Here is a 17,791-nt window from a genome sequence, read left to right on the forward strand (position 1 = left end):
TTCGCGGCCGGCTTCGCGGCCGGCTTCGCGGCCGGCTTCGCGGCCGGCTTCGCGGCCGGCTTCGCGGCCGGCTTCGCGGCCGGCTTCGCGGCCGGCTTCGCGGCCGGCTTCGCGGCCGGCTTCGCGGTCGGCTTCGCGGTCGGCTTCGCGGTCGGCTTCGCGGCGCATGGCGCTGCGCGGCGGCGCGGCCTTCGGCGGCACGCCGGTATGGGTGGGTGGGCGGGGGAAACGGCCTGGGCCGGTGCCCCGCAAAGGCTCGCGGCGCGGAGCGCCGTGCCGGTTGGGCGGCTGCCACAACGCGCCGCTGGCTGAACCGAGTTCCGTTCCCGCGGAGCGGGGAGCGCACCGCGCCGCGTGTGCCCTCGTGACGCCCGGGGCCGGCTCCGGCGGAGGTGCCTTCGGGGCGCTCAGGCCGCCAGGCCGGTCAGCACGGACGTTTGCGCAGCTCCATCACGTAGTCGTGCGGCGCGCCCGCCGATTCGGCCGCGTCGGCGATCTCGCCGAGGTAGCGGGCGGACGGCAGGCCGCCCTCGTAGCCGTTGAGCACGTAGCCCCAGGCCGCCACGTCGCCGTCCAGGGTGTGGACGCGCAGCCGGGTGCGGCGGTAGATGCCGAGGCCGACGCCCTCCCAGCGGTCGAGTGCCTCCTCGTCCATCGGCGCGATGTCGTAGAGGGCGACGAAGACGTCGGAGATCGGGTCCTCCACGATCGTGGCCAGGGCGCCCTCCCAGCCCATCTCCTCACCGCCGAAGGTGAGCCGCCAGCCGGTCAGCCAGCCGGTGACGCGCAGGGGCGAGTGCGGGGCGCGGCGGGACATCAGCCGGGGGTCGAGGTTTCCGGCGTATGCGGCGTAGAGCGACATGGGACTGAGCGTACGGGAGAGGCGGGGGTGACCGGCCGAAGCGGTGGGCGCGACCGACCGCGGGGGCCGGGCGGGAGATTCGACCGGTCGTACGAGACACTGGATACGTGACTCGGATCGTGATCATTGGCGGCGGACCCGGCGGCTACGAGGCGGCGCTCGTCGCGGCGCAGCTCGGGGCCGAAGTGACGATCGTCGACCGGGCGGGCCTCGGCGGTGCCTCGGTGCTGACCGACTGCGTGCCGTCCAAGACGCTGATCGCCACGGCCGAGGTGATGACCGGCTTCGACTCCTCGCACGAGGAGCTCGGTATCGAGATAGACCACGACGGGGACGGCGTCGGGGACGAGGTGCGTGGCATCGGCGTCGACCTGGGCCGGGTCAACCGTCGGGTGAAGCGGCTCGCGCTCGCCCAGTCGCACGACATCACGGCCTCGGTCACGCGGGCCGGCGTGCGGGTGGTGCGGGGGCACGGCCGGTTGGAGCCGGCCCAGGGGCCCAACGGTGCGCGGCGGGTCACGGTGCTCGACACGGAGGACGGCGCGCCGCTGGAGCTGGAGGCGGACTGTGTGCTGATCGCCACCGGTGGGCAGCCGCGCGAGCTGCCGGACGCGCGTCCGGACGGTGAACGGATCCTGACCTGGACGCAGGTCTATGACCTGAAGGAGCTGCCCGAGGAGCTGATCGTGGTCGGCTCCGGCGTGACGGGCGCCGAGTTCGCCGGCGCCTACCAGGCGCTCGGCTCCCGGGTGACGCTGGTCTCCTCGCGGGACCGGGTGCTGCCCGGCGAGGACCCGGACGCGGCGGCCGTGCTGGAGGACGTGTTCCGGCGCCGTGGGATGAACGTGATGGCGCGTTCGCGCGCCGCCGCCGCGAAGCGCGTCGGGAACCGGGTGGAGATCACCCTCCAGGACGGCCGGACGATCTCGGGCACGCACTGTCTGATGGCGGTGGGCGCGGTGCCGAACACCTCGGACATGGGCCTGGTGGAGGCCGGGGTCAAGCTGAAGGAGTCCGGGCACATCTGGACGGACAAGGTGTCGCGGACGACGGCGCCCGGCGTGTACGCGGCGGGGGACTGCACCGGTGTGCTGGCGCTGGCCTCGGTGGCGGCGATGCAGGGCCGGATCGCGATGTACCACTTCCTGGGCGACGCGGTGGCGCCGCTCGACCTGAACACGGTCTCGGGGAACATCTTCACCGACCCGGAGATCGCCACGGTGGGTTACACCCAGGCGGACGTCGACGAGGGGCGGATCGACGCGCGGACGGTGAAGCTGCCGCTGCTGCGCAACCCGCGGGCCAAGATGCAGGGGGTGCGGGACGGTTTCGTGAAGCTGTTCTGTCGCCCCGGCACCGGGATCGTGGTGGGCGGCGTGGTCGTCGCGCCGCGGGCGAGCGAGCTCATTCATCCGATTTCGATCGCGGTCGACAACAGTCTGACGGTGGAACAGATCGCAAAGGCGTTCACTGTGTACCCGTCTCTGTCCGGCTCGATCGCCGAGGCGGCCCGGCAGTTGCACACCCGTAGGGCGGCCGAGGAACAGTAGGCACTGGTCAGCGCGTGGATCGCACAGGCGGGCGCATCGGTGCATAGCACGCCGGGGGCGTGCGCACAGACAACATCGGAAAATCCCCGCAACCTGCTGAAAGCAGACGGTCGTTCAGGTTACTGTCAGTTCCGTGTTCGCTGCTGAACGTCGTCAGATGATTCTCGAAATGGTGCGGGCGAACGGGGCGGTCTCGCTCCGGGAGCTCGCCCGGGTTGTCCAGACCTCCGAGGTGACCGTGCGGCGCGACGTGCGCGCTCTGGAGGCCGAAGGACTGCTGGACCGCAGGCACGGTGGCGCGGTCCTCCCTGGTGGTCTCACCCGGGAGTCGGGCTTTCCCCAGCGGGCGATGGCCGCGACGGCGGAGAAGACCGCCATCGCGGAGTACGCGGCCGGTCTGGTGCGGGAGGGGGAGGCCATCGTGGTGGGCGCCGGCACCACCACCCAGGAGTTGGCGCGCCGGTTGGCGCGGGTCCCGGGGCTCACGGTGGTCACCAACTCGCTGCTGGTCGCCCAGGCGTTGGCGCACGCCAACCGGGTCGAAGTGGTCATGACCGGCGGCACGTTGCGCGGCTCCAACTACGCGCTCGTCGGCAGCGGCGCCGAGCAGTCGCTGCTCGGTCTCCGGGTGAGCCGGGCGTTCATCTCCGGCTCCGGCCTCACCGCCGATCGTGGTCTCTCCACCTCCAACATGCTGTCCGCGAGCGTGGACCGGGCGTTGGTGCGGGCGGCGGCCGAGGTGGTGGTGCTGGCCGACCACACGAAGCTGGGCCTGGACACGGCCTTCCAGACCGTGCCCTCCGACCACATCGCGCAGTTGGTGACGGACCAGCCGCCACCGGGCGACGGCGACCGGGCGGCGGCCGTCCTGGAGGCCCTGGCCGCCCAGGGCGTCCGCATCGCCCTGGCGGGGGGCGGCGTCGCCAAGCACCCGGGCGAACCGCCGCCGGGAGTCGGCCGCCGCGAGGTCCCCCTGCCGGTGCCGCGCGCCCCGAGGATGCTGCGCCGGCTGGACGGTTGACGGCTTGTCGAGCCTCGTCGAGGGCTCAGAGGTTGGTGAGGAACGCCTGCCAGGAGCGGTGCGGGAAGACCAGCACGGGCTTGCCGGGACGCTTGCTGTCCCGGACGGGCAGCGCCCCGGTGAGCCCCTTGGCCACCTCGACGCACTCACCGCCGTTGCCGTTGCTGTAGCTGGACTTGCGCCAGGAAGCGGTCCGCAGTTCCCACTCCTGCAGTAAACGCATCGCCGATCGTCCTCCATGCCCTTGGAAAACACGCCGGTTCCCGCCCCACGCGGAGGCACGCGTCACAACAGCGTCACGACGCGAGAGCAGATCGTAGCGAAAATGCGTTCGGCATATGTGTGCGGGCGGATCAGCCGAGCGGATGTGTAATCCAGCTGTACAGTAGATGCATGTCGGCTACATATCCCATCGCGGAAGCGCGCGGCAAGCTCGGCGATCTGGTGCGTCGAGCCGCCCAACACGAGCACATCACACTGACCGACCGGGGCGTTCCGACGGCCGTCCTCATCTCCCCGGCCGAGTTGGAGGATCTGGAGGACGCTCTGGCCCTCGCTCGTCTCGAGCGTGATCGCGCTCTGGGCCGCACCGAGGCGCCGGTGCCGCACAGCGAGGCGCGCCGGGCCCTGCTCGACGCGGCCGGGCGAAGCGAGTGACCTGGCACGTCCCGTGGGAGCCGTCGGCGCTCAACGCCGCCGCCGGTCACCTCAAGGAGGACCCACACGGGGTCGACACCCTGCTGCGGGCCACCGACCAGTTGGCCGAGGACCCCCGACCGGCCGGCTCCCACCCGTGGGGCACGGACCACCGTCGGCTGCGGCACGGCCCTTGGCGCATCCTGTACCGCCTCGACGCGGAGGCGCGCGTGCTTCACATCGAACACGTCGGCCGCGTGTCCGGCTGACCGCGGTCCGCACGGCGCGTGCCGCGCGGACCGCCGCCGCTTCTCAGTCCTTGATCTCGCAGATCACCGCGCCCGAGGAGAGCGACTCGCCGACCTCGGCCTTGAGCGCCGTCACCGTGCCGGCGCGGTGCGCGTTGATCGGCTGCTCCATCTTCATCGCCTCCAGCACGATCACCAGATCACCCTCGGAGACCTGCTGACCCTCCTCCACGGCGACCTTGACGACGGTGCCCTGCATCGGGGAGGCCAGCGCGTCGCCCGTGGCGCCGGAGGCGGCTCGCCTGCCGGGCTTGCGGCGGGCCGGGCGGGCGCCGCCCGCCACCGCCGCGCGGGCCAGCGGCATCGCCAGCGTGGCCGGCAGCGACACCTCGAGACGCTTGCCGGCGACCTCGACCACCACCGTCTCGCGGACCGCGCCCTCCGCCGCCTCCGCGCCGGCGGCCGAGCCGTCGTAGGGGGAGAGCCCGTTCACGAACTCGGTCTCGATCCACCGGGTGTGGACCTGGAACGGCTCGCCCTCCCGGCCCGTGACCTCGGGCGCGAACGCCGGGTCCTTCACGACCGTGCGGTGGAACGGGATGACCGTCGCCATGCCCTCGACCTGGAACTCGGCCAGCGCCCGCGCCGCCCGCTCCAGGGCCTGGCGCCGCGTGGCGCCGGTGACGATCAGCTTGGCCAGCATCGAGTCCCACGCCGGGCCGATGACCGAGCCCGACTCCACGCCCGTGTCCACCCGCACGCCGGGACCGAGCGGCGGCACGAACGTCGTCACCGTGCCGGGGGCCGGCAGGAAGCCGCGGCCCGGGTCCTCGCCGTTGATGCGGAACTCGATGGAGTGGCCGCGCAGTTCGGGGTCGTCGTAGCCCAGCTCCTCGCCCTCGGCGACGCGCAGCTGCTCCCGCACCAGGTCGATGCCGGTGATCTCCTCGGAGACCGGGTGCTCCACCTGCAGGCGGGTGTTGACCTCCAGGAAGGAGATCGTGCCGTCCTGGCCGACCAGGAACTCGCAGGTGCCGGCGCCGACATAGCCGGCCTCGCGCAGGATGGCCTTGGAGGCGCGGTAGAGCTCGGCGTTCTGCTCGTCGCTCAGGTACGGCGCCGGGGCCTCCTCGACCAGCTTCTGGTGCCGGCGCTGGAGCGAGCAGTCGCGGGTGGAGACGACCACCACGTTGCCGTGCCGGTCGGCCAGGCACTGGGTCTCGACGTGGCGTGGCCGGTCCAGGTAGCGCTCGACGAAGCACTCGCCGCGGCCGAACGCGGCCACCGCCTCGCGCACCGCCGAGTCGTAGAGCTCGGGGATCTCCTCGATCGTGCGGGCCACCTTGAGGCCGCGGCCGCCGCCGCCGAAGGCGGCCTTGATGGCCACCGGCAGGCCGTGCTCCCGCGCGAACGCCACCACCTCGTCGGCGCCCGAGACGGGGTCGGTGGTGCCGGCGACCAGCGGCGCGCCGGCGCGCTGCGCGATGTGGCGGGCGGCGACCTTGTCGCCGAGCGAGCGGATGGCGTCCGGCGGCGGGCCGATCCAGGTGAGGCCGGCGTCGATCACGGCCTGCGCGAACTCCGCGTTCTCGGACAGGAACCCGTAGCCGGGGTGGATCGCGTCGGCGCCGGCGTCGGCCGCCGCCTTGAGCACCTTCTCGATGTCCAGATAGCTGGCGGCCGGGGTGTCACCGCCCAGCGCGAACGCCTCGTCGGTCGCGCGGACATGCACCGCGTCCCGGTCCGGCTCGGCGTAGACGGCCACGCTGGCGATGCCGGCGTCCCGGCATGCCCGGGCGACCCGGACGGCGATTTCGCCGCGGTTGGCGATGAGCACCTTGCGCACGATGGCTCCCTCCTCGGAACAAGGGGATTTTAGGTACTGGCGACACCTCGCAACGAGTCGCCCACAGGAGTGACCTTGCCCACACGGGTGGTGAGCGCGGCGCGCCCGTCCGGTGAAAATCCTTGCCGTCCCAAGGTACGCGCCTTGCTGAGCTTTGCGTTCTGATTCCGGGGGCGGACTGAAACTCGGGTGGTCCGGGACATCAAGGGCCCCCTCGTTTTGTAGGAACCCCATAAGGCTCGGCGTGATTCTTTGCCCTCCGGTCGAGGGGGGTTGCCGTCGGCTTTACCCGGCAGTAGCGTGCGCCGCGTGAACCGGGGCAGACGAGGCGTGGCCGCGGTGGCGGCGGTGGTGGTCTTCGGTGCGGCGGTGCTCCTCGGGCTGCTGCAGTGGATCCTCGGCCTGGTGGCCGAGAAACAGGAGATGTCCGTGGGCGGGGTCTCGGCCACGGCGATCAGCGTGTCGGCATGGGTGGGCGGCGCGGTGCTCGCGCTCTTCCTGCTGCTGTGCGGCGTGCTGTTGGCGCGGGTGTCCGTGACCGACCGGCCGCCACGTCGGCTCGCGCGGGTGGCGCTCGTCGGCGGCGCGGTGCTGCACGCGGTGCTCGGCGCGCTCGCCGTGGGGCTCGTCGGCTGGTCGGCGTTCGCGGGTCTGATGGTCGTCTTCGGGCTGATCGTGCTGACGTTGACGCTGTATCCGCCGCTGCCGGCGGGGGTCGCCGCCGCGTCAGGCCCAGAGGTCGGTGATCGGAATCCCGGGCCCTTCGCGTAGCAGCTCCCGCAGCAGCGGCAGGGAGAGACCGATCACGTTGCCGGCGTCGCCCTCGATGCGCTCGACGAACGGCGCCGAGCGGCCGTCGAGGGTGAACGCGCCCGCCACGTACAGGGGTTCGCCCGAGGCGACATAGGCGGCGACCTCGTCGTCGGTCGGCTCCCCGAAGTGCACGGTGGTGGACGCCACGCCGCTCGCCCGCCGGCCGTCGACGGTGTCGATCAGGCAGTGCCCGGTGCGGAGCACGCCGGCCCGGCCGCGCATGGACTTCCAGCGGGCGATGGCCTCCTCGGCGTCGGCGGGCTTGCCGAGCGGGCGGCCGTCGAGCTCCAGCAGCGAGTCGCAGCCGACGACCAACGCGCCGGCCGCCTCCGGGCGGGCGGCGACGGCCTCGGCCTTGGCGTCGGCGAGCACCTGCGCGAGCCCCTCGGGGGTCTCGGCGGTGAGGGCGTCCTCGTCGACGCCGCTGACGATCACCTCAGGCGCGAGACCGGCCTGCCGCAGCAGCCCGAGCCGGGCGGGGGACTGCGAGGCCAGCACCAGTCGTCTCTTCGGCGTCATGGTCGCCAGCGTAACGGGCGCCCCAGTCCCACAACGCCTGGAGTACCGGGCCCAGCTCCCGCCCGCGCTCGGTGAGGTGGTAGCGCACGCCGGGCGGGAAGCCGGGGACGCGCTCACGGTCGAGCACGGCCGCCTCGGTCAGGTGCCGCAGCCGGTCGGTGAGGACCTTGTCGGAGAGCGCGGGCAGGGCGGCCGAGAGCTCGCTGTACGTGCGCGGCCCGGTGAGGAGCTCACGCACCACCAGGGTGGTCCACCGCCCGCGCAGCGCGTCCAGCGCGATCTCCACGGGGCAGCCGGGCGCCGGCGCCGCGACCCGGGCGCGTGGGTCGTCCGGCAGCCCCGGCGCGTGGCCAACCGTTGGGTGAGTCACGGGGGCGCCTCCTAGCGTCGGAGCCGGACTGAGCCTTCCACGATAGGAGAACCCGCCATGGTGCCGACCCTTCCCGCCGTTCCGGAAGAGGTGCCCGCCGCGTTCGCCGCGCGTTTCAACAGCGGCGACCGGGCCGCCGTGCTCGACCTGTACGCGCCGGACGCCGTGTTCGTGCCCCGCTCGGGACCGGCCGCCCGCGGCCGGGCGGAGATCGAGCGGGCCAACGAGGAGTTCCTGTCCCTCGGCCTGCCGATCACGGTGCGGCCACGGTCGGTCAGCGTCGCGGGGGACGTCGCGTTGCTGGTCGTCGACTGGGAGATCCCGGCCGCCGGCATCGCGGCCACCGCCACGGACGTGGCGCGGCGCGGCGCCGACGGGCGCTGGCGCTACGTCGTCGACAGCCCCTTCGGCGGGAGTTGAGCGCGTTCACCGATCTCGATCCGGCCGTCGGCGATGCGGACCACCCGCTCGGCGCGGCGGGCCAGGGCGCTGTCGTGCGTCACCATGACGAAGGTCAGACCGAGCTCGCGCCACCGGCTCTCCAGCACCTCCATGACCTCGTCCCGGGTGGCCTCGTCGAGGTTGCCGGTGGGTGGATCTCCAAGGGGGCTGATGATCGTTCGGTCAGAACATCGCGATGGGGTTGACTGGTACGCCGGTCAGGTCGTGGATGCGGGGCGGGGCGACGGTGAGCAGGAAGCTGTAGCGCTTCAGCCGCGCGCACAGCGCCGCGAGGTCATCCAATTGGGGCACGTCGATCAGAGGCATCGCCATCCGGCCGAGCGCTACCCCGTGCAGCGGGGAGGGCTCGTCCGGGTTCAGGGGAGGATGCGCGTCACCCCTGTCCGGGGCGACGATGGCAACTCCTCGGCGGTGCATCCACCGCACCGCGTCCATGCTGATTCCCGGGCTCGGTGTGTCGTGAGGCGCGCGTCCCGTCCAGCCGAGTCGGACCACCAGTGCGTCCCCGGAGCCCACCTGGGTTCCCTGCCGCTTCTCGGCCTGTTCGAAGTCGTGTGACGTCACCGCATAGCCGGGGGGAAGTGGTCCTTCGACGGCCAGATCGAGCAGGACCCCACGTGTCACTATCCCGGCGGCGAAAGCAGCCGTCGATGCGTGCGTAATCCCGACGGGGGTGACGACCTGCTCCCTCGGCCGGCCCGGATAGACCTGGCCGTCGGTCGACCAGTGTGCGAGCGCGTCGAGGTGCGTCGACTTCCAGTGGTGGTGGTAGACCACCGACAGATCGGCTGCCACGGGTCCACCGGTGTGGGACACCATCTGCTGCACCGGCGATGCGTCGACCGTCTCGGGCGAGAAGGGGCTGAAGAACATCGCGCTCGGCGTGATCGGCTGTGCCAGTGACACCCACTGGCCGGTCCGCGCCTCTGCGGCGGCCCTGGCGCGTACCTGGTCGGTAATCAGGTTGAGGGTGCCGAGTTCGTCGTCCGCTCCCCATCGGCCCCAGTTGTCCGGCAGGTCCGTCTCACTGGTATCGGCCATGTCGGTGGCCCCTTTCGTCATGATGTGCTCAGAGCGCAAGGCAAGGGCGGGCGGTCCTCCGCGGCCATCCTTGCTCCCGGGCACGGCTGGTAGCTGGTAGCGCTCGGTTTCACGCGATCAACCGCTCGCCGATCGGGCAGCGTCGGACAAGACAGTGTTCAGTCCCGGGAGAAGGCCGTCGAGCTGAAGTCAGGTCGTCGGTTCAACTGTCGCGGAAGTGGACCGCGTTATTCAGGGCCTGACGATCCGCCTTTAAGACCGTGTCCTACGTGGTGAGTCGGCCGTTGCTTGGGCATGGGGAGTTCGCGGCCATCGTCTACGTGCTGACCAGTGGGCCGTCATCGGTGGGTGGTCGAGCGCATGATGTCCTGGCTGTCCTGCTACCGCCGCCTGGCACACCGCTGTGAACGCCGTTCCCGCAACTGCCGGGCCTTTCTTGGCCTCGCCGCCGCCCTCAGCTGCTACAAACGCCTCCGTCGACTCACCACATAGGACACGGCTTTATTATGCGCCGCCGATCACCCACGGGCCCGAACGGGTAAGGACACGACGTCCGGGCGGGGGTGCGCCGCACCTATGAACAGCACGGCCTCCCCTTCCCCGGCGCCCGGCTCCTAGATTACTTACGCGGGTTCCGCCGCCCTACGCGCGGGGATCCCGCGCAGCACAACTGCTACGAGTTGGAGCCACGAATGACGTACTCCCCCGTGGAGGAATCGAACCTGGAGATCGTGAAGGGTGCCCTCGCCGCCGGCGCGGAGGACTTCACCATCTTCTTCAAGGAGATCTTCACCGAATCCACGACCTGGACCATCGCGGGCCACGGCCCCGTCGCCGGCGAATACAGCGGCCTCAAGGACCTCCACGAGAACGCGGAGAAGGCGCTGTTCGATCGACTGGACGGGCCCTTGGCGATCATACCCAGGGGAATCTGGGCAGACGGGGACGATGTCATCGTCCGAATCGACAGCACCGGGCGTGCTCGTGACGGGCAGCCGTACAACAACGGCTATCTCTACATCCTGACCATGAAGGACGGGAAGGTCGTGACCGGTATCGAGTGGCTCGACCTCCACGCGTACTACGAGATCGTGGAGCGTGTAGCGCTCTGAGCCAGGAGTCACTCCGCAGCGGCCGGCGGTACGTACCGCCGGCCGCGCCATCCTTCGCCGTCGAGACCCGTTCCGAGCAGTCGCAGCGACTCCTCGGTTCTGCTCCCCGGCTCGGCGTCGCAGACGAGCAGGTGCAGGTCACCCGTGTCAGGCATCGTGAAGTCGTGATATTCGAGCGTCATCTCGCCGACGGAGGGATGGAGAAGTCTCTTGGTCCGGCGGTGCTTTCCGATGACGGCGTGACCGCTCCACATCTGTGCGAAATCGGCGTCGGCCGCGGTGAGGCGGTCAACAACCTCCTGGACGCCAGGCCGCACTGATGGTTTGCCCCAGGCCTGCCGAAGCGCACCGACCGTGTCGAGCGCGACGAGATCCCAATCGACGTAAAAGGACTTCGCGTGCGGGTCCACGAACATCATCTGCGCGAAGTTGGCCATGCTCGAGAAGCCCTGGTACAGCGCCTGGCCAAGGCAGTTGACCGCGATAATGTCCTGTGCGTCGTTGTAGACGAATGCGGGATTCATCGACCACCGTTCCAACAGCAGGTGGATCTCGCGGGGCACGTCGGTGGTCAAGGGTGCGGGCCGCGGCGCTGGATCCGTACCGGCCAACCGGTGGAAATGGACACGCTGGTCCTCGTTCAACTGGAGCACGCGGCACAGCGAATCCAACATCTGTTGCGACGGGTTCTCCTCGCGTCCCTGCTCGAGCCGGGTGTAGTAGTCGACGCTCACTCCCGCGAAGGTGGCCACCTCTTCACGCCGCAGACCGCTGACACGTCGTTGTCCCCGGGGCAATCCGAGGGACTCGGGATCGGTCGCTTCCCGAAGACGTCGAAGATACGCACCGAAGACGGTCCTCGAGCGCCCTCGTGAATCGGCCATGCGCGCCCCTCCTCCTGTCGGATCTTCCCCAGCGTAGTTCGCCGGCCGATCCCGGCGCGGAGACAGCGACGCCGCCTCCATCTCGGCGACCGAGCGCTGGGCGGCGCTGTCGGCGTGCCCCCGGACGTCGGAGAAGTCCGCGCCGAGCCTGGCCGCCATCCACCTCGCGTCCGTCCTGTGCTGGCGTAGATCCTCAAGGGACCGCCCCGGCTGCAGGGCCGGTGCTGATGGCGGCGTTTGGGCGTCAGCCTGCTGGATCGACCTATCGAACTACCTGAGGATCTCCGACTCAGGTCACTGGGAACCTTCCGGCGGTTCCTGCCAGGAGTCAGGCGTTGTGGAGACAGGCGGCCTGATTCCGCAGGGCTGTCACCATCGCCTGATCCTGGGCGGAAGGGCACGGCCGGGTCACGGCGACAGTAGCGCGTCCGGGCCAGGAGCTGTCGGTGACGGCCACGGCCCGTACCCCCTTCGGCAGGGCTGGTAGGGCCAGGTCGGGGATGACCGTGACGCCCAGGCCGGCCGCGACCAGGCCCAGGCGTGTCGACCAAGTGCGCGCAGTGTGGGCGATGTGAGGGTTCGACAGGGTGGGCCAGGCTCCGAACTGCGGCTCGCCCGCCGTCCCGTCTCCGGCGATCCAGCGTTCCTGGGCGAGGTCCAGCACGGTGATGCCAGCGTGGCCCGCGAACCGGTGCGTGTCCGGAACGGCCACCAGAAGGTCACCTTGGAGCACTGTGGTCTGTCTCAGTTCGCTCAGGTCGTAATCCGGCAGGCCGTGGCCGATCCCGATCACCGCCACGTCCAGCCGGCCCGTCCGGAGCCGCCGGAGCAGGGCGGGCGTCGAGGCCTCCTCCAGAACCACGGCGAGACCCGGATGGCCAGAGGTCACCTGTGCCATCGCTCGCGGGACCAACGCCATGGCCGCAGTGGGGTAGGCGCCGATCGTGAGGCGCCCCGCCAGCCGGTCGCGCAGGCCGGCGAGTTCCAGCTCGGTCGCCGCCATGTCGGCGAGGATTTCCGTCGCGCGCCGGACGAGCACCTGGCCTGCCGGGGTGAGAGCCACGCCTCGTCGTCTGCGGTCGAAGATCGGCGCTCCGGCTGCTGCCTCCATGGCAGCGACCTGGCGGGAGATGGCTGACTGCGTGTAGCCGAGCATCTCGGCGGCCCGAGTGAACGATCCCGCGGCGGCGACCTGGTGGACGACGCGGAGACCCGCAAGCGTGAACTCGACCATGGCCGCGAGGCTAACATGCGTGTTCCTCATGGAAATGGTGCGGAATCATCGTTGGACTGCATGGCTGGACGGGGGCAGGCTGGCGACATGACACAGCGATTCACTCGAAATGAACTGGTGGCACGCCTGATCCGGGCGGGTGAACTGGAGGTGTCGGGCGAGGATCCGGCCGAGGCCGCGACGTACTTCGACACGGAGAAGTTCCGCTTCCACGGGCCGGACGGCTTCGAGTCCGATTTCGCCGGGCTCACCGCCTACTTCGGCTCCGTGCGCGAGGCTTTCGTCGACCGAACGATCCGGCGCGGCATCGTGGTGGCCGATGGTGACCACCTCGCCTGCCAGACATGGATCGAAGGCACCTTCGCCCGTGAGTTCACGCAGTCACCGGCTGGCCCGCTGCCGCCCAACGGTAAACGCGTCGTGTTCGACCTGATCAACATATTCCGCTTCGACGACCGGGGACGCCTCGTCGAGGAGTGGGTACGCACCGACAACCGCAGTCTCTTGCGCCAGCTGGGCGCCGAAGGAAGGTAGCCGGGCAGCCGCCGGGAGCGAGGTCTGCGTGAGCGTGCTGCGGCATGCTGGTGAGCCCCCACGCACGAGTCCGACGTCCTCCGGCTGTGGTGCCGCCGGTCGCCGTCGGAGGAAATCGGCCAGCCCGGCCCGGTCGATCGTCATGCGCCGTCCGCTGTCGTTACCGGCCTGTACTGGACCGTTTCTGCCGTCCCGACGCGTGGTGTGTCGCATGAGACCGATCCCGCGTGCTGCGGCCGGACCTGGATCGGCGCCCGCTCCAGCCCTTTCAGCTCGGTCTCAGCCTGGGATCGACAGAGCCTGGATGATCCCGCTCCCGATGGCCAGCCTTGGAGCAGTGCTCAACCCGGCGGCCACACGGGCGGTCGCGGCGCTGGCCCTCCCCTGCCCGAACTCGCTCCCACGGCTCAGCTGACCTCTGTCATCCCGCCAACGCGCACAGTCCTCGATCAGCACCATCGAACGGAACCGAACGTGATCATCAAGAACGTGACCGTCATCGACGGCACCGGTGGTGCTGGCCTGCCCGCCATGGACGTCCGCATCGCCGACGGGCGATTCGAGGACATCCGTCCCTCCGGCGCGGACACCGCCAGGGCGCCGAGCGGCGACGACGGCGAAGTGGTTCTGGACGGACGCGGCGGCTACCTGCTGCCAGGTCTGTGGGAGAGCCACACTCACCTGACCGGGTTCGCCATGTCCCTGCCGGAAGCCGAGCGGCTGCCGCATCTCCAGAGGGCCATGTCCGGCTATCTGGACTCCGGCATCACGTCGGTGTGTGATCTCGGGGGCTCGGTCACGCAGAGCCGCACGATCCGCGAGGCCGGCCGGGCCGGCGGCACCGCGGCATCGCTGTTCTTCGCCGGACCGGTCTTCACCAGTGTCCAGGGCTGGCCCCTGTCGTTCCACGGTGAGCGTTCCATGGCCGTCGAAGTGGGCGATGTCGACGAGGCACATCGGCAGGTCGAGAAACTGCTCGATCAGGTCGACTTCGTCAAGTGCATCTTTGACGGAAAGCCCGGAGGCGGCGAGCGGGTTACCCTGGCCGCGCTCGAGGCGATCATCCAGGCCGCGCACGGCGCGGGCAAGAAGGTACTGGTCCATGTGGCAACAGGCACGGACCTGCGGGAGGCGGTTGCGGCCGGAGCCGACTGCATCGAGCACTCCTTCGTCCCGGAGGATCCCACCGATGCGAGTGAAGCGGAGCAGATCGCGGCCCTGCTGGCCGCGACGGGAACGCTCTACTGCCCAACGCTTGTCACCTGGGAGCAGCTGGGCCGCAGCGGGGACCCCGCCTACCTGGACGAACTCGTCGCTGCCGGCATCTCCTCGGCCGAGGACGCGGCCGCGATCGCGGCTCGGCCCTCCTGGGGCATGCCGTTCCCACACCACCCGGCCGACGAATCACAGACCCGGTTCGACTACGCCATGCGCACGCTGCCCCTCTTCCACGAGGCCGGGGTCAAGCTCGTCGCCGGAAGCGACATCGCGATAGGCATGCCCACGCCGGGCAGCGCCCTGCTGCGTGAGTTGCAACTGTTCGCCAAGGCCGGACTGCCCCTGTCCGAGATCATCACCACGGCCACCGGTCGCGCCGCGGAAAAGATCGGGAAGCGGGACGTCGTGGGCACCGTGACGGTGGGCGCCGTTGCCGACGCTCTGCTCCTGGACGCCGACCCGCTCGCGGACATCTCCCACCTGATCGATCCGCGGCGCCGCCGGGCCGTCATCAGCTCCGGCCGTCTCATCTGATCGATCAACATGTGATGCAAACGTCGCGCAGGAGTTTCTGATGTCGAAGGACGCGCTTGGCCCCAGGGTGACTGTCGAGGGCGGCACCGTGGAAGGCCGTTTACGCGAGGGGGTCGCCTCCTTCCTGGGAGTTCCGTACGCCGCGCCACCTTTCGGGGCGAACAGGATGCGGCCCCCGCAGCCGGTGGTTCCGTGGGCGGGGCGTCCGCGACGCGGATCGCATGGGGCCGACAGCGCCGAAGGGGGACTACCCGCCTGCCATCCGGCGGCTCTTCCCCGAGGTGGAGATCGAGGGGGAGGAGTGCCTCAACCTCAACGTATGGACGCCCGACCCCACGGCAAGCGGCCTTCCGGTGCTGGTGTGGATCCATGGCGGCTTGTTCGCCAACGGCTCCAACTCCGTGGCGGTGTACGACGGGTCGGCCTTCGCGCGTAGCGGCGTGGTCTGCGTGACGATCAACTACCGGCTCGCCGCGGAGGGTTTTCTCTTCCTCGACGACGGCCTGGCCAACCTCGGCCTGCGGGACCAGGTGGCCGCGCTGGAATGGGTGCGGGACAACATCGCTGCCTTCGGCGGTGATCCCGGGAACGTGACGGTCGCGGGGGAGTCGGCCGGTGCGATGAGCGTGGCCACCCTGCTGGCGATGCCGTCCGCCGCCGGGTTGTTCGCCCACGTGGGGAAGCCTGGGCCTGAGGGGGCTGCCGTTCGCGCCGGTGGTCGACGGTACCGTCCTGCCGGTCCATCCGCTGGACGCCGCCCGCGCCGGGGCGCGACCCCCGGGGACCTGCTCGCGGCGATCGGCACCGACTGGTCCTACGCTCTTCCGGCCCTCCAGTACGCCGAAGCCCGCATCGCCGGGATGCCGGGCCCACCTGGGTGTACCGCTTCGACCATCTGGAGCCCGCCGACAACCACGGCTTTGGCTCATGCCACGCGACGGAGGTGCCGTTTGTCTTCCGGACGGAGAACCACGACAGCGTACGGGCCCTCATCGGAGACCATCCCTCGCCGACGACAGCCGCCACAGCACACGAGGCATGGGTGTCCTTCGCACGGAAGGGCACGCCCGGCTGGGAGCCCTATGACATAACCCGCCGCACCACGGCTCTGATGGGGGAGAAGATTCGTGTGGTCGACGATCCCGCCCCCGACGAGCGTCACGCCTGGGGCGGCATTCGCTAGTGTGATGCGCCAGAAACGTCCAGCCCGACGGGCACGGTCTTGTCCATCGTGACCAGGAACTTCTCGAACTCGCCGAACCTGCGTGTCGATGCCCAGCTGGTCGCCCGATTCGGCTGGTCGGCCCGCAGCGCCACGCCCCGCTCACGCGTCGACGGGCAGTGGCTGTACGGCACCGGCATGGCCACCGCCATCTACCCGGCGCGCCGCCAGGCCGCGAGCGTGCGGGTCCCGTTGCTCGACGCGACACCGCCGTGGTCTCGACCGGGATCTCGGACTTCGGCACCGGCGGGGCGACCAAGGCGGGGATCTCCGGCGCCGACGCCCTGCGCTACGAGCACGGCATCCTGCACGGCGATGAATGGGCTGGCCACGGGATCGGAACGGCCAGTCTGTGAGTGCCGCGCATGGCGAGCTGACCGATCGGACTCGGCGTGGCCGAACCCCAGCCCCGACCAGTGGCCGTGAGGCCCGCAATGGCCGGTGGCCCCGCGGCTAGGGGGGATTGACAGGCCGTGGCTACACGTCTGGAAGGTAGCTTCAATGGCATCGTGACCCCTTCGAACACTGATGCACTGGTTCCTGAACGCATGACCCCAGCCCGAGGCAGGAACGGCGATCGTGCCGACGTCATGTCGCACATGCGGCAGGTGGGGGACCCGCTCGCTGACGCCGTGATCGTCGAGTTCGATGAGCTCGGTCGGTCCGCCCGTAGCGCGCTCCAGCGCGGCCTCATCGAAGGCCGGGCGAGTGTGCCGGATGCTCCGCCGGCTGTCGACGCGTTGCTTGTCCACGTCGAGACCGTGCCTCACTGGGTCGCGTCGAAGTTGTTGGACGAAGGGGACCGGACCTCGCTCGCCGTGCCACCGCACTGGCGCAACCTGGCCTTCTCCGGTGGCTCCCTGGCGCACACCTACAGTTCCCCGGCCATCGCGCGACTGCTCGTGGGCACGGGCCGATTGACCTCTGCGGCTTCGCGCAGGCTCGCCGAGACCGGGCTGTGGAACGCTTCCACGATCCTTCCCGGCGGCCTACGGCACGGTGCGCCCGGCTACGTGCAGACCGTTCAGGTCCGGCTACTGCACGCACGCGTGCGCGCCTCGGCCATGTCGCACGGCTGGGACGCCGATCGGTGGGGGGTGCCGATCAACCAGGCCGATGTCGCGCGCACCTGGCTCGACTTCACCGTGGTGCCGTTCACTTTCCTGGAGGGTGTCGGCTACAGGCTCACTCCCGAGGAGCAGTCCCGCATGTACCGCTACTGGTGGTACGTGGGCCATCTGCTGGGCCTCGACGAGCAGTTCTTCCTCGACATCGAGGACCATGCGCGCGCCGGTGAGCTGCTCGACCTGCTGGACTCGATCACGGCTCCGCCGGACGAGAACAGCCGCGCTCTGGTCGGGGCCCTGTTCGACGCCGCGACGGCGGCCCTCGCGGTGGTACCGGAGTCGCCGATGGCCGCGTCAGACTGGCGGGACCTTCTGAATGCTCTGGCCGGTCGTTATCACGGCAAGGACGCTGCCGCGCTGGGCATCCCGGACTCACCTCTCACGGCGATGCTGCCGCTGCTCGCGGCGGGGGAGGCGAAGGCGCGTCATTACCAGGCGCAGGTTCCCGGAGCCGTGCAGCAGGCGGTGGAGGACGGCATCCTCGCCGTACACGGGTTGCTCACCGCGCTCACCGAAGGCAGCACCGCCTATCAGGAGCATGTCGCGGCCCCGTGACGC

22 protein-coding genes and 4 pseudogenes are annotated in these 17,791 nt (G+C 70.4%); 15 read left to right on the forward strand and 11 right to left on the reverse strand.

Annotation, left to right across the window (positions count from 1 at the left end; translation table 11 throughout):
• Positions 1-201: FliH/SctL family protein (locus RNC47_RS28875; RefSeq protein WP_311602909.1), on the reverse strand; the 201-nt coding region annotated here is incomplete at its 3' end.
• Positions 202-424: 223 nt separating this feature from the next.
• The gene (locus tag RNC47_RS28880; RefSeq protein ID WP_311602910.1) at positions 425-862 is read right to left on the reverse strand and encodes a gamma-glutamylcyclotransferase; all 438 of its coding nucleotides are present in this window, start codon (positions 860-862) and stop codon (positions 425-427) included.
• Positions 863-969: 107 nt separating this feature from the next.
• Between RNC47_RS28880 and RNC47_RS28885 the strand changes: the two genes are divergently transcribed.
• Positions 970-2,412 (forward strand): NAD(P)H-quinone dehydrogenase, encoded by a 1,443-nt coding sequence (locus tag RNC47_RS28885; RefSeq protein WP_311602911.1) that lies wholly within the window; start codon positions 970-972, stop codon positions 2,410-2,412.
• Positions 2,413-2,581: 169 nt separating this feature from the next.
• Positions 2,582-3,433, forward strand: a complete 852-nt coding sequence (locus RNC47_RS28890) for a DeoR/GlpR family DNA-binding transcription regulator (RefSeq protein WP_449657358.1) — start codon at positions 2,582-2,584, stop codon at positions 3,431-3,433.
• Between the two features lie 25 nt (positions 3,434-3,458).
• On the opposite strand, the gene RNC47_RS28895 is transcribed toward RNC47_RS28890, so the two are convergent.
• Positions 3,459-3,656, reverse strand: coding sequence for a DUF397 domain-containing protein (locus RNC47_RS28895; RefSeq protein ID WP_311602913.1), 198 nt, complete (start codon positions 3,654-3,656; stop codon positions 3,459-3,461).
• Between the two features lie 170 nt (positions 3,657-3,826).
• Here RNC47_RS28895 and RNC47_RS28900 point away from each other — a divergent pair, with 170 nt between their 5' ends.
• Both RNC47_RS28900 and RNC47_RS28905 read left to right on the forward strand, forming a co-directional pair.
• Positions 3,827-4,090, forward strand: a complete 264-nt coding sequence (locus tag RNC47_RS28900; protein ID WP_311602914.1) for a type II toxin-antitoxin system prevent-host-death family antitoxin — start codon at positions 3,827-3,829, stop codon at positions 4,088-4,090.
• A complete protein-coding gene (locus tag RNC47_RS28905; protein WP_311602915.1) occupies positions 4,087-4,338 on the forward strand; it encodes a type II toxin-antitoxin system RelE family toxin in 252 nt (83 codons plus the stop codon). Before RNC47_RS28900 ends, RNC47_RS28905 begins: the two co-directional genes overlap by 4 nt.
• 43 nt (positions 4,339-4,381) lie before the next feature.
• Here RNC47_RS28905 and RNC47_RS28910 read toward each other — a convergent pair whose 3' ends face one another.
• Entirely contained in the window at positions 4,382-6,163 is a 1,782-nt protein-coding gene (locus tag RNC47_RS28910; RefSeq protein ID WP_311602916.1) for an acetyl/propionyl/methylcrotonyl-CoA carboxylase subunit alpha, read from the reverse strand.
• A gap of 309 nt (positions 6,164-6,472) precedes the next feature.
• Between RNC47_RS28910 and RNC47_RS28915 the strand changes: the two genes are divergently transcribed.
• The gene (locus RNC47_RS28915) at positions 6,473-6,934 is read left to right on the forward strand and encodes a hypothetical protein (protein ID WP_311602918.1); all 462 of its coding nucleotides are present in this window, start codon (positions 6,473-6,475) and stop codon (positions 6,932-6,934) included.
• Here RNC47_RS28915 and RNC47_RS28920 read toward each other — a convergent pair.
• Positions 6,890-7,495, reverse strand: coding sequence for a nucleoside triphosphate pyrophosphatase (locus tag RNC47_RS28920; protein WP_311602920.1), 606 nt, complete (start codon positions 7,493-7,495; stop codon positions 6,890-6,892). The two genes, RNC47_RS28915 and RNC47_RS28920, sit on opposite strands and share 45 nt — an antisense overlap.
• A complete protein-coding gene (locus RNC47_RS28925) occupies positions 7,413-7,865 on the reverse strand; it encodes a winged helix-turn-helix transcriptional regulator (RefSeq protein ID WP_311602921.1) in 453 nt (150 codons plus the stop codon). The genes RNC47_RS28920 and RNC47_RS28925 overlap by 83 nt, the downstream gene beginning before the upstream one ends.
• Before the next feature lie 57 nt (positions 7,866-7,922).
• Between RNC47_RS28925 and RNC47_RS28930 the strand changes: the two genes are divergently transcribed.
• Positions 7,923-8,285, forward strand: a complete 363-nt coding sequence (locus RNC47_RS28930) for a YybH family protein (protein WP_311602923.1) — start codon at positions 7,923-7,925, stop codon at positions 8,283-8,285.
• On the opposite strand, the pseudogene RNC47_RS28935 reads toward RNC47_RS28930, so the two are convergent.
• Together RNC47_RS28935 and RNC47_RS28940 are read right to left on the reverse strand one after the other, a co-directional pair.
• A pseudogene (locus RNC47_RS28935) lies at positions 8,252-8,470 on the reverse strand (hypothetical protein); the annotation flags it as partial. The gene RNC47_RS28930 and the pseudogene RNC47_RS28935 overlap by 34 nt on opposite strands.
• 19 nt (positions 8,471-8,489) lie before the next feature.
• The gene (locus RNC47_RS28940) at positions 8,490-9,368 is read right to left on the reverse strand and encodes a cyclase family protein (protein ID WP_311602924.1); all 879 of its coding nucleotides are present in this window, start codon (positions 9,366-9,368) and stop codon (positions 8,490-8,492) included.
• Between the two features lie 330 nt (positions 9,369-9,698).
• Here RNC47_RS28940 and RNC47_RS28945 point away from each other — a divergent pair.
• Positions 9,699-9,860, forward strand: a pseudogene (locus RNC47_RS28945) (IS5/IS1182 family transposase); the annotation flags it as partial.
• A gap of 200 nt (positions 9,861-10,060) precedes the next feature.
• Positions 10,061-10,480: a nuclear transport factor 2 family protein gene (locus tag RNC47_RS28950; RefSeq protein ID WP_311602925.1), complete on the forward strand. Its 420-nt coding sequence runs from the start codon at positions 10,061-10,063 to the stop codon at positions 10,478-10,480.
• A gap of 8 nt (positions 10,481-10,488) precedes the next feature.
• Here RNC47_RS28950 and RNC47_RS28955 read toward each other — a convergent pair whose 3' ends face one another.
• Both RNC47_RS28955 and RNC47_RS28960 read right to left on the reverse strand, forming a co-directional pair.
• Positions 10,489-11,523, reverse strand: coding sequence for an MmyB family transcriptional regulator (locus RNC47_RS28955; RefSeq protein ID WP_311602927.1), 1,035 nt, complete (start codon positions 11,521-11,523; stop codon positions 10,489-10,491).
• Positions 11,524-11,692: 169 nt separating this feature from the next.
• Positions 11,693-12,598 (reverse strand): LysR family transcriptional regulator, encoded by a 906-nt coding sequence (locus tag RNC47_RS28960; protein ID WP_311602928.1) that lies wholly within the window; start codon positions 12,596-12,598, stop codon positions 11,693-11,695.
• An 87-nt stretch (positions 12,599-12,685) separates the two neighbouring features.
• Between RNC47_RS28960 and RNC47_RS28965 the strand changes: the two genes are divergently transcribed.
• The 5 genes and pseudogenes from RNC47_RS28965 (at position 12,686) to RNC47_RS28980 (ending at position 16,067) form a co-directional block, all read left to right on the forward strand.
• Complete coding sequence (locus tag RNC47_RS28965) at positions 12,686-13,132, forward strand: ester cyclase (protein ID WP_311602930.1); 447 nt, start codon at positions 12,686-12,688, stop codon at positions 13,130-13,132.
• A 474-nt stretch (positions 13,133-13,606) separates the two neighbouring features.
• Positions 13,607-14,884 (forward strand): amidohydrolase family protein, encoded by a 1,278-nt coding sequence (locus tag RNC47_RS28970; protein WP_311602932.1) that lies wholly within the window; start codon positions 13,607-13,609, stop codon positions 14,882-14,884.
• Between the two features lie 40 nt (positions 14,885-14,924).
• Positions 14,925-15,023, forward strand: a pseudogene (locus tag RNC47_RS37675) (hypothetical protein); the annotation flags it as partial.
• Between the two features lie 82 nt (positions 15,024-15,105).
• Positions 15,106-15,495 (forward strand): annotated as a pseudogene (locus RNC47_RS37680) (carboxylesterase family protein); the annotation flags it as partial.
• A 266-nt stretch (positions 15,496-15,761) separates the two neighbouring features.
• Positions 15,762-16,067: a hypothetical protein gene (locus RNC47_RS28980; protein ID WP_311602961.1), complete on the forward strand. Its 306-nt coding sequence runs from the start codon at positions 15,762-15,764 to the stop codon at positions 16,065-16,067.
• On the opposite strand, the gene RNC47_RS28985 is transcribed toward RNC47_RS28980, so the two are convergent.
• Complete coding sequence (locus tag RNC47_RS28985) at positions 16,064-16,246, reverse strand: hypothetical protein (RefSeq protein ID WP_311602934.1); 183 nt, start codon at positions 16,244-16,246, stop codon at positions 16,064-16,066. The genes RNC47_RS28980 and RNC47_RS28985 overlap by 4 nt on opposite strands.
• Positions 16,247-16,318: 72 nt before the next feature.
• Between RNC47_RS28985 and RNC47_RS28990 the strand changes: the two genes are divergently transcribed.
• Both RNC47_RS28990 and RNC47_RS28995 read left to right on the forward strand, forming a co-directional pair.
• The gene (locus tag RNC47_RS28990; RefSeq protein ID WP_311602935.1) at positions 16,319-16,462 is read left to right on the forward strand and encodes a hypothetical protein; all 144 of its coding nucleotides are present in this window, start codon (positions 16,319-16,321) and stop codon (positions 16,460-16,462) included.
• 117 nt (positions 16,463-16,579) lie between these two features.
• Positions 16,580-17,788, forward strand: a complete 1,209-nt coding sequence (locus tag RNC47_RS28995; protein WP_311602937.1) for an oxygenase MpaB family protein — start codon at positions 16,580-16,582, stop codon at positions 17,786-17,788.
• Positions 17,789-17,791 lie beyond the last annotated feature (3 nt).

Origin of the sequence: Streptomyces millisiae (genome assembly GCF_031845425.1) — a bacterium.
GTDB classification, from domain to species: Bacteria; Actinomycetota; Actinomycetes; order Streptomycetales; family Streptomycetaceae; genus Streptomyces; species Streptomyces millisiae.

Bases quoted from the DNA above. Each gene is read 5' to 3' on its own strand.
- RNC47_RS28880 (WP_311602910.1), bottom strand. From the start codon at position 862: ATGTCGCTCTACGCCGCATACGCCGGAAACCTCGACCCCCGGCTGATG.
- RNC47_RS28890 (WP_449657358.1), top strand. From the start codon at position 2,582: ATGGTGCGGGCGAACGGGGCGGTCTCGCTCCGGGAGCTCGCCCGGGTT.
- RNC47_RS28895 (WP_311602913.1), bottom strand. From the start codon at position 3,656: ATGCGTTTACTGCAGGAGTGGGAACTGCGGACCGCTTCCTGGCGCAAG.
- RNC47_RS28900 (WP_311602914.1), top strand. From the start codon at position 3,827: ATGTCGGCTACATATCCCATCGCGGAAGCGCGCGGCAAGCTCGGCGAT.
- RNC47_RS28920 (WP_311602920.1), bottom strand. From the start codon at position 7,495: ATGACGCCGAAGAGACGACTGGTGCTGGCCTCGCAGTCCCCCGCCCGG.
- RNC47_RS28930 (WP_311602923.1), top strand. From the start codon at position 7,923: ATGGTGCCGACCCTTCCCGCCGTTCCGGAAGAGGTGCCCGCCGCGTTC.
- RNC47_RS28940 (WP_311602924.1), bottom strand. From the start codon at position 9,368: ATGGCCGATACCAGTGAGACGGACCTGCCGGACAACTGGGGCCGATGG.
- RNC47_RS28950 (WP_311602925.1), top strand. From the start codon at position 10,061: ATGACGTACTCCCCCGTGGAGGAATCGAACCTGGAGATCGTGAAGGGT.
- RNC47_RS28955 (WP_311602927.1), bottom strand. From the start codon at position 11,523: ATGGCGGCCAGGCTCGGCGCGGACTTCTCCGACGTCCGGGGGCACGCC.
- RNC47_RS28960 (WP_311602928.1), bottom strand. From the start codon at position 12,598: ATGGTCGAGTTCACGCTTGCGGGTCTCCGCGTCGTCCACCAGGTCGCC.
- RNC47_RS28965 (WP_311602930.1), top strand. From the start codon at position 12,686: ATGACACAGCGATTCACTCGAAATGAACTGGTGGCACGCCTGATCCGG.
- RNC47_RS28985 (WP_311602934.1), bottom strand. From the start codon at position 16,246: ATGCCGGTGCCGTACAGCCACTGCCCGTCGACGCGTGAGCGGGGCGTG.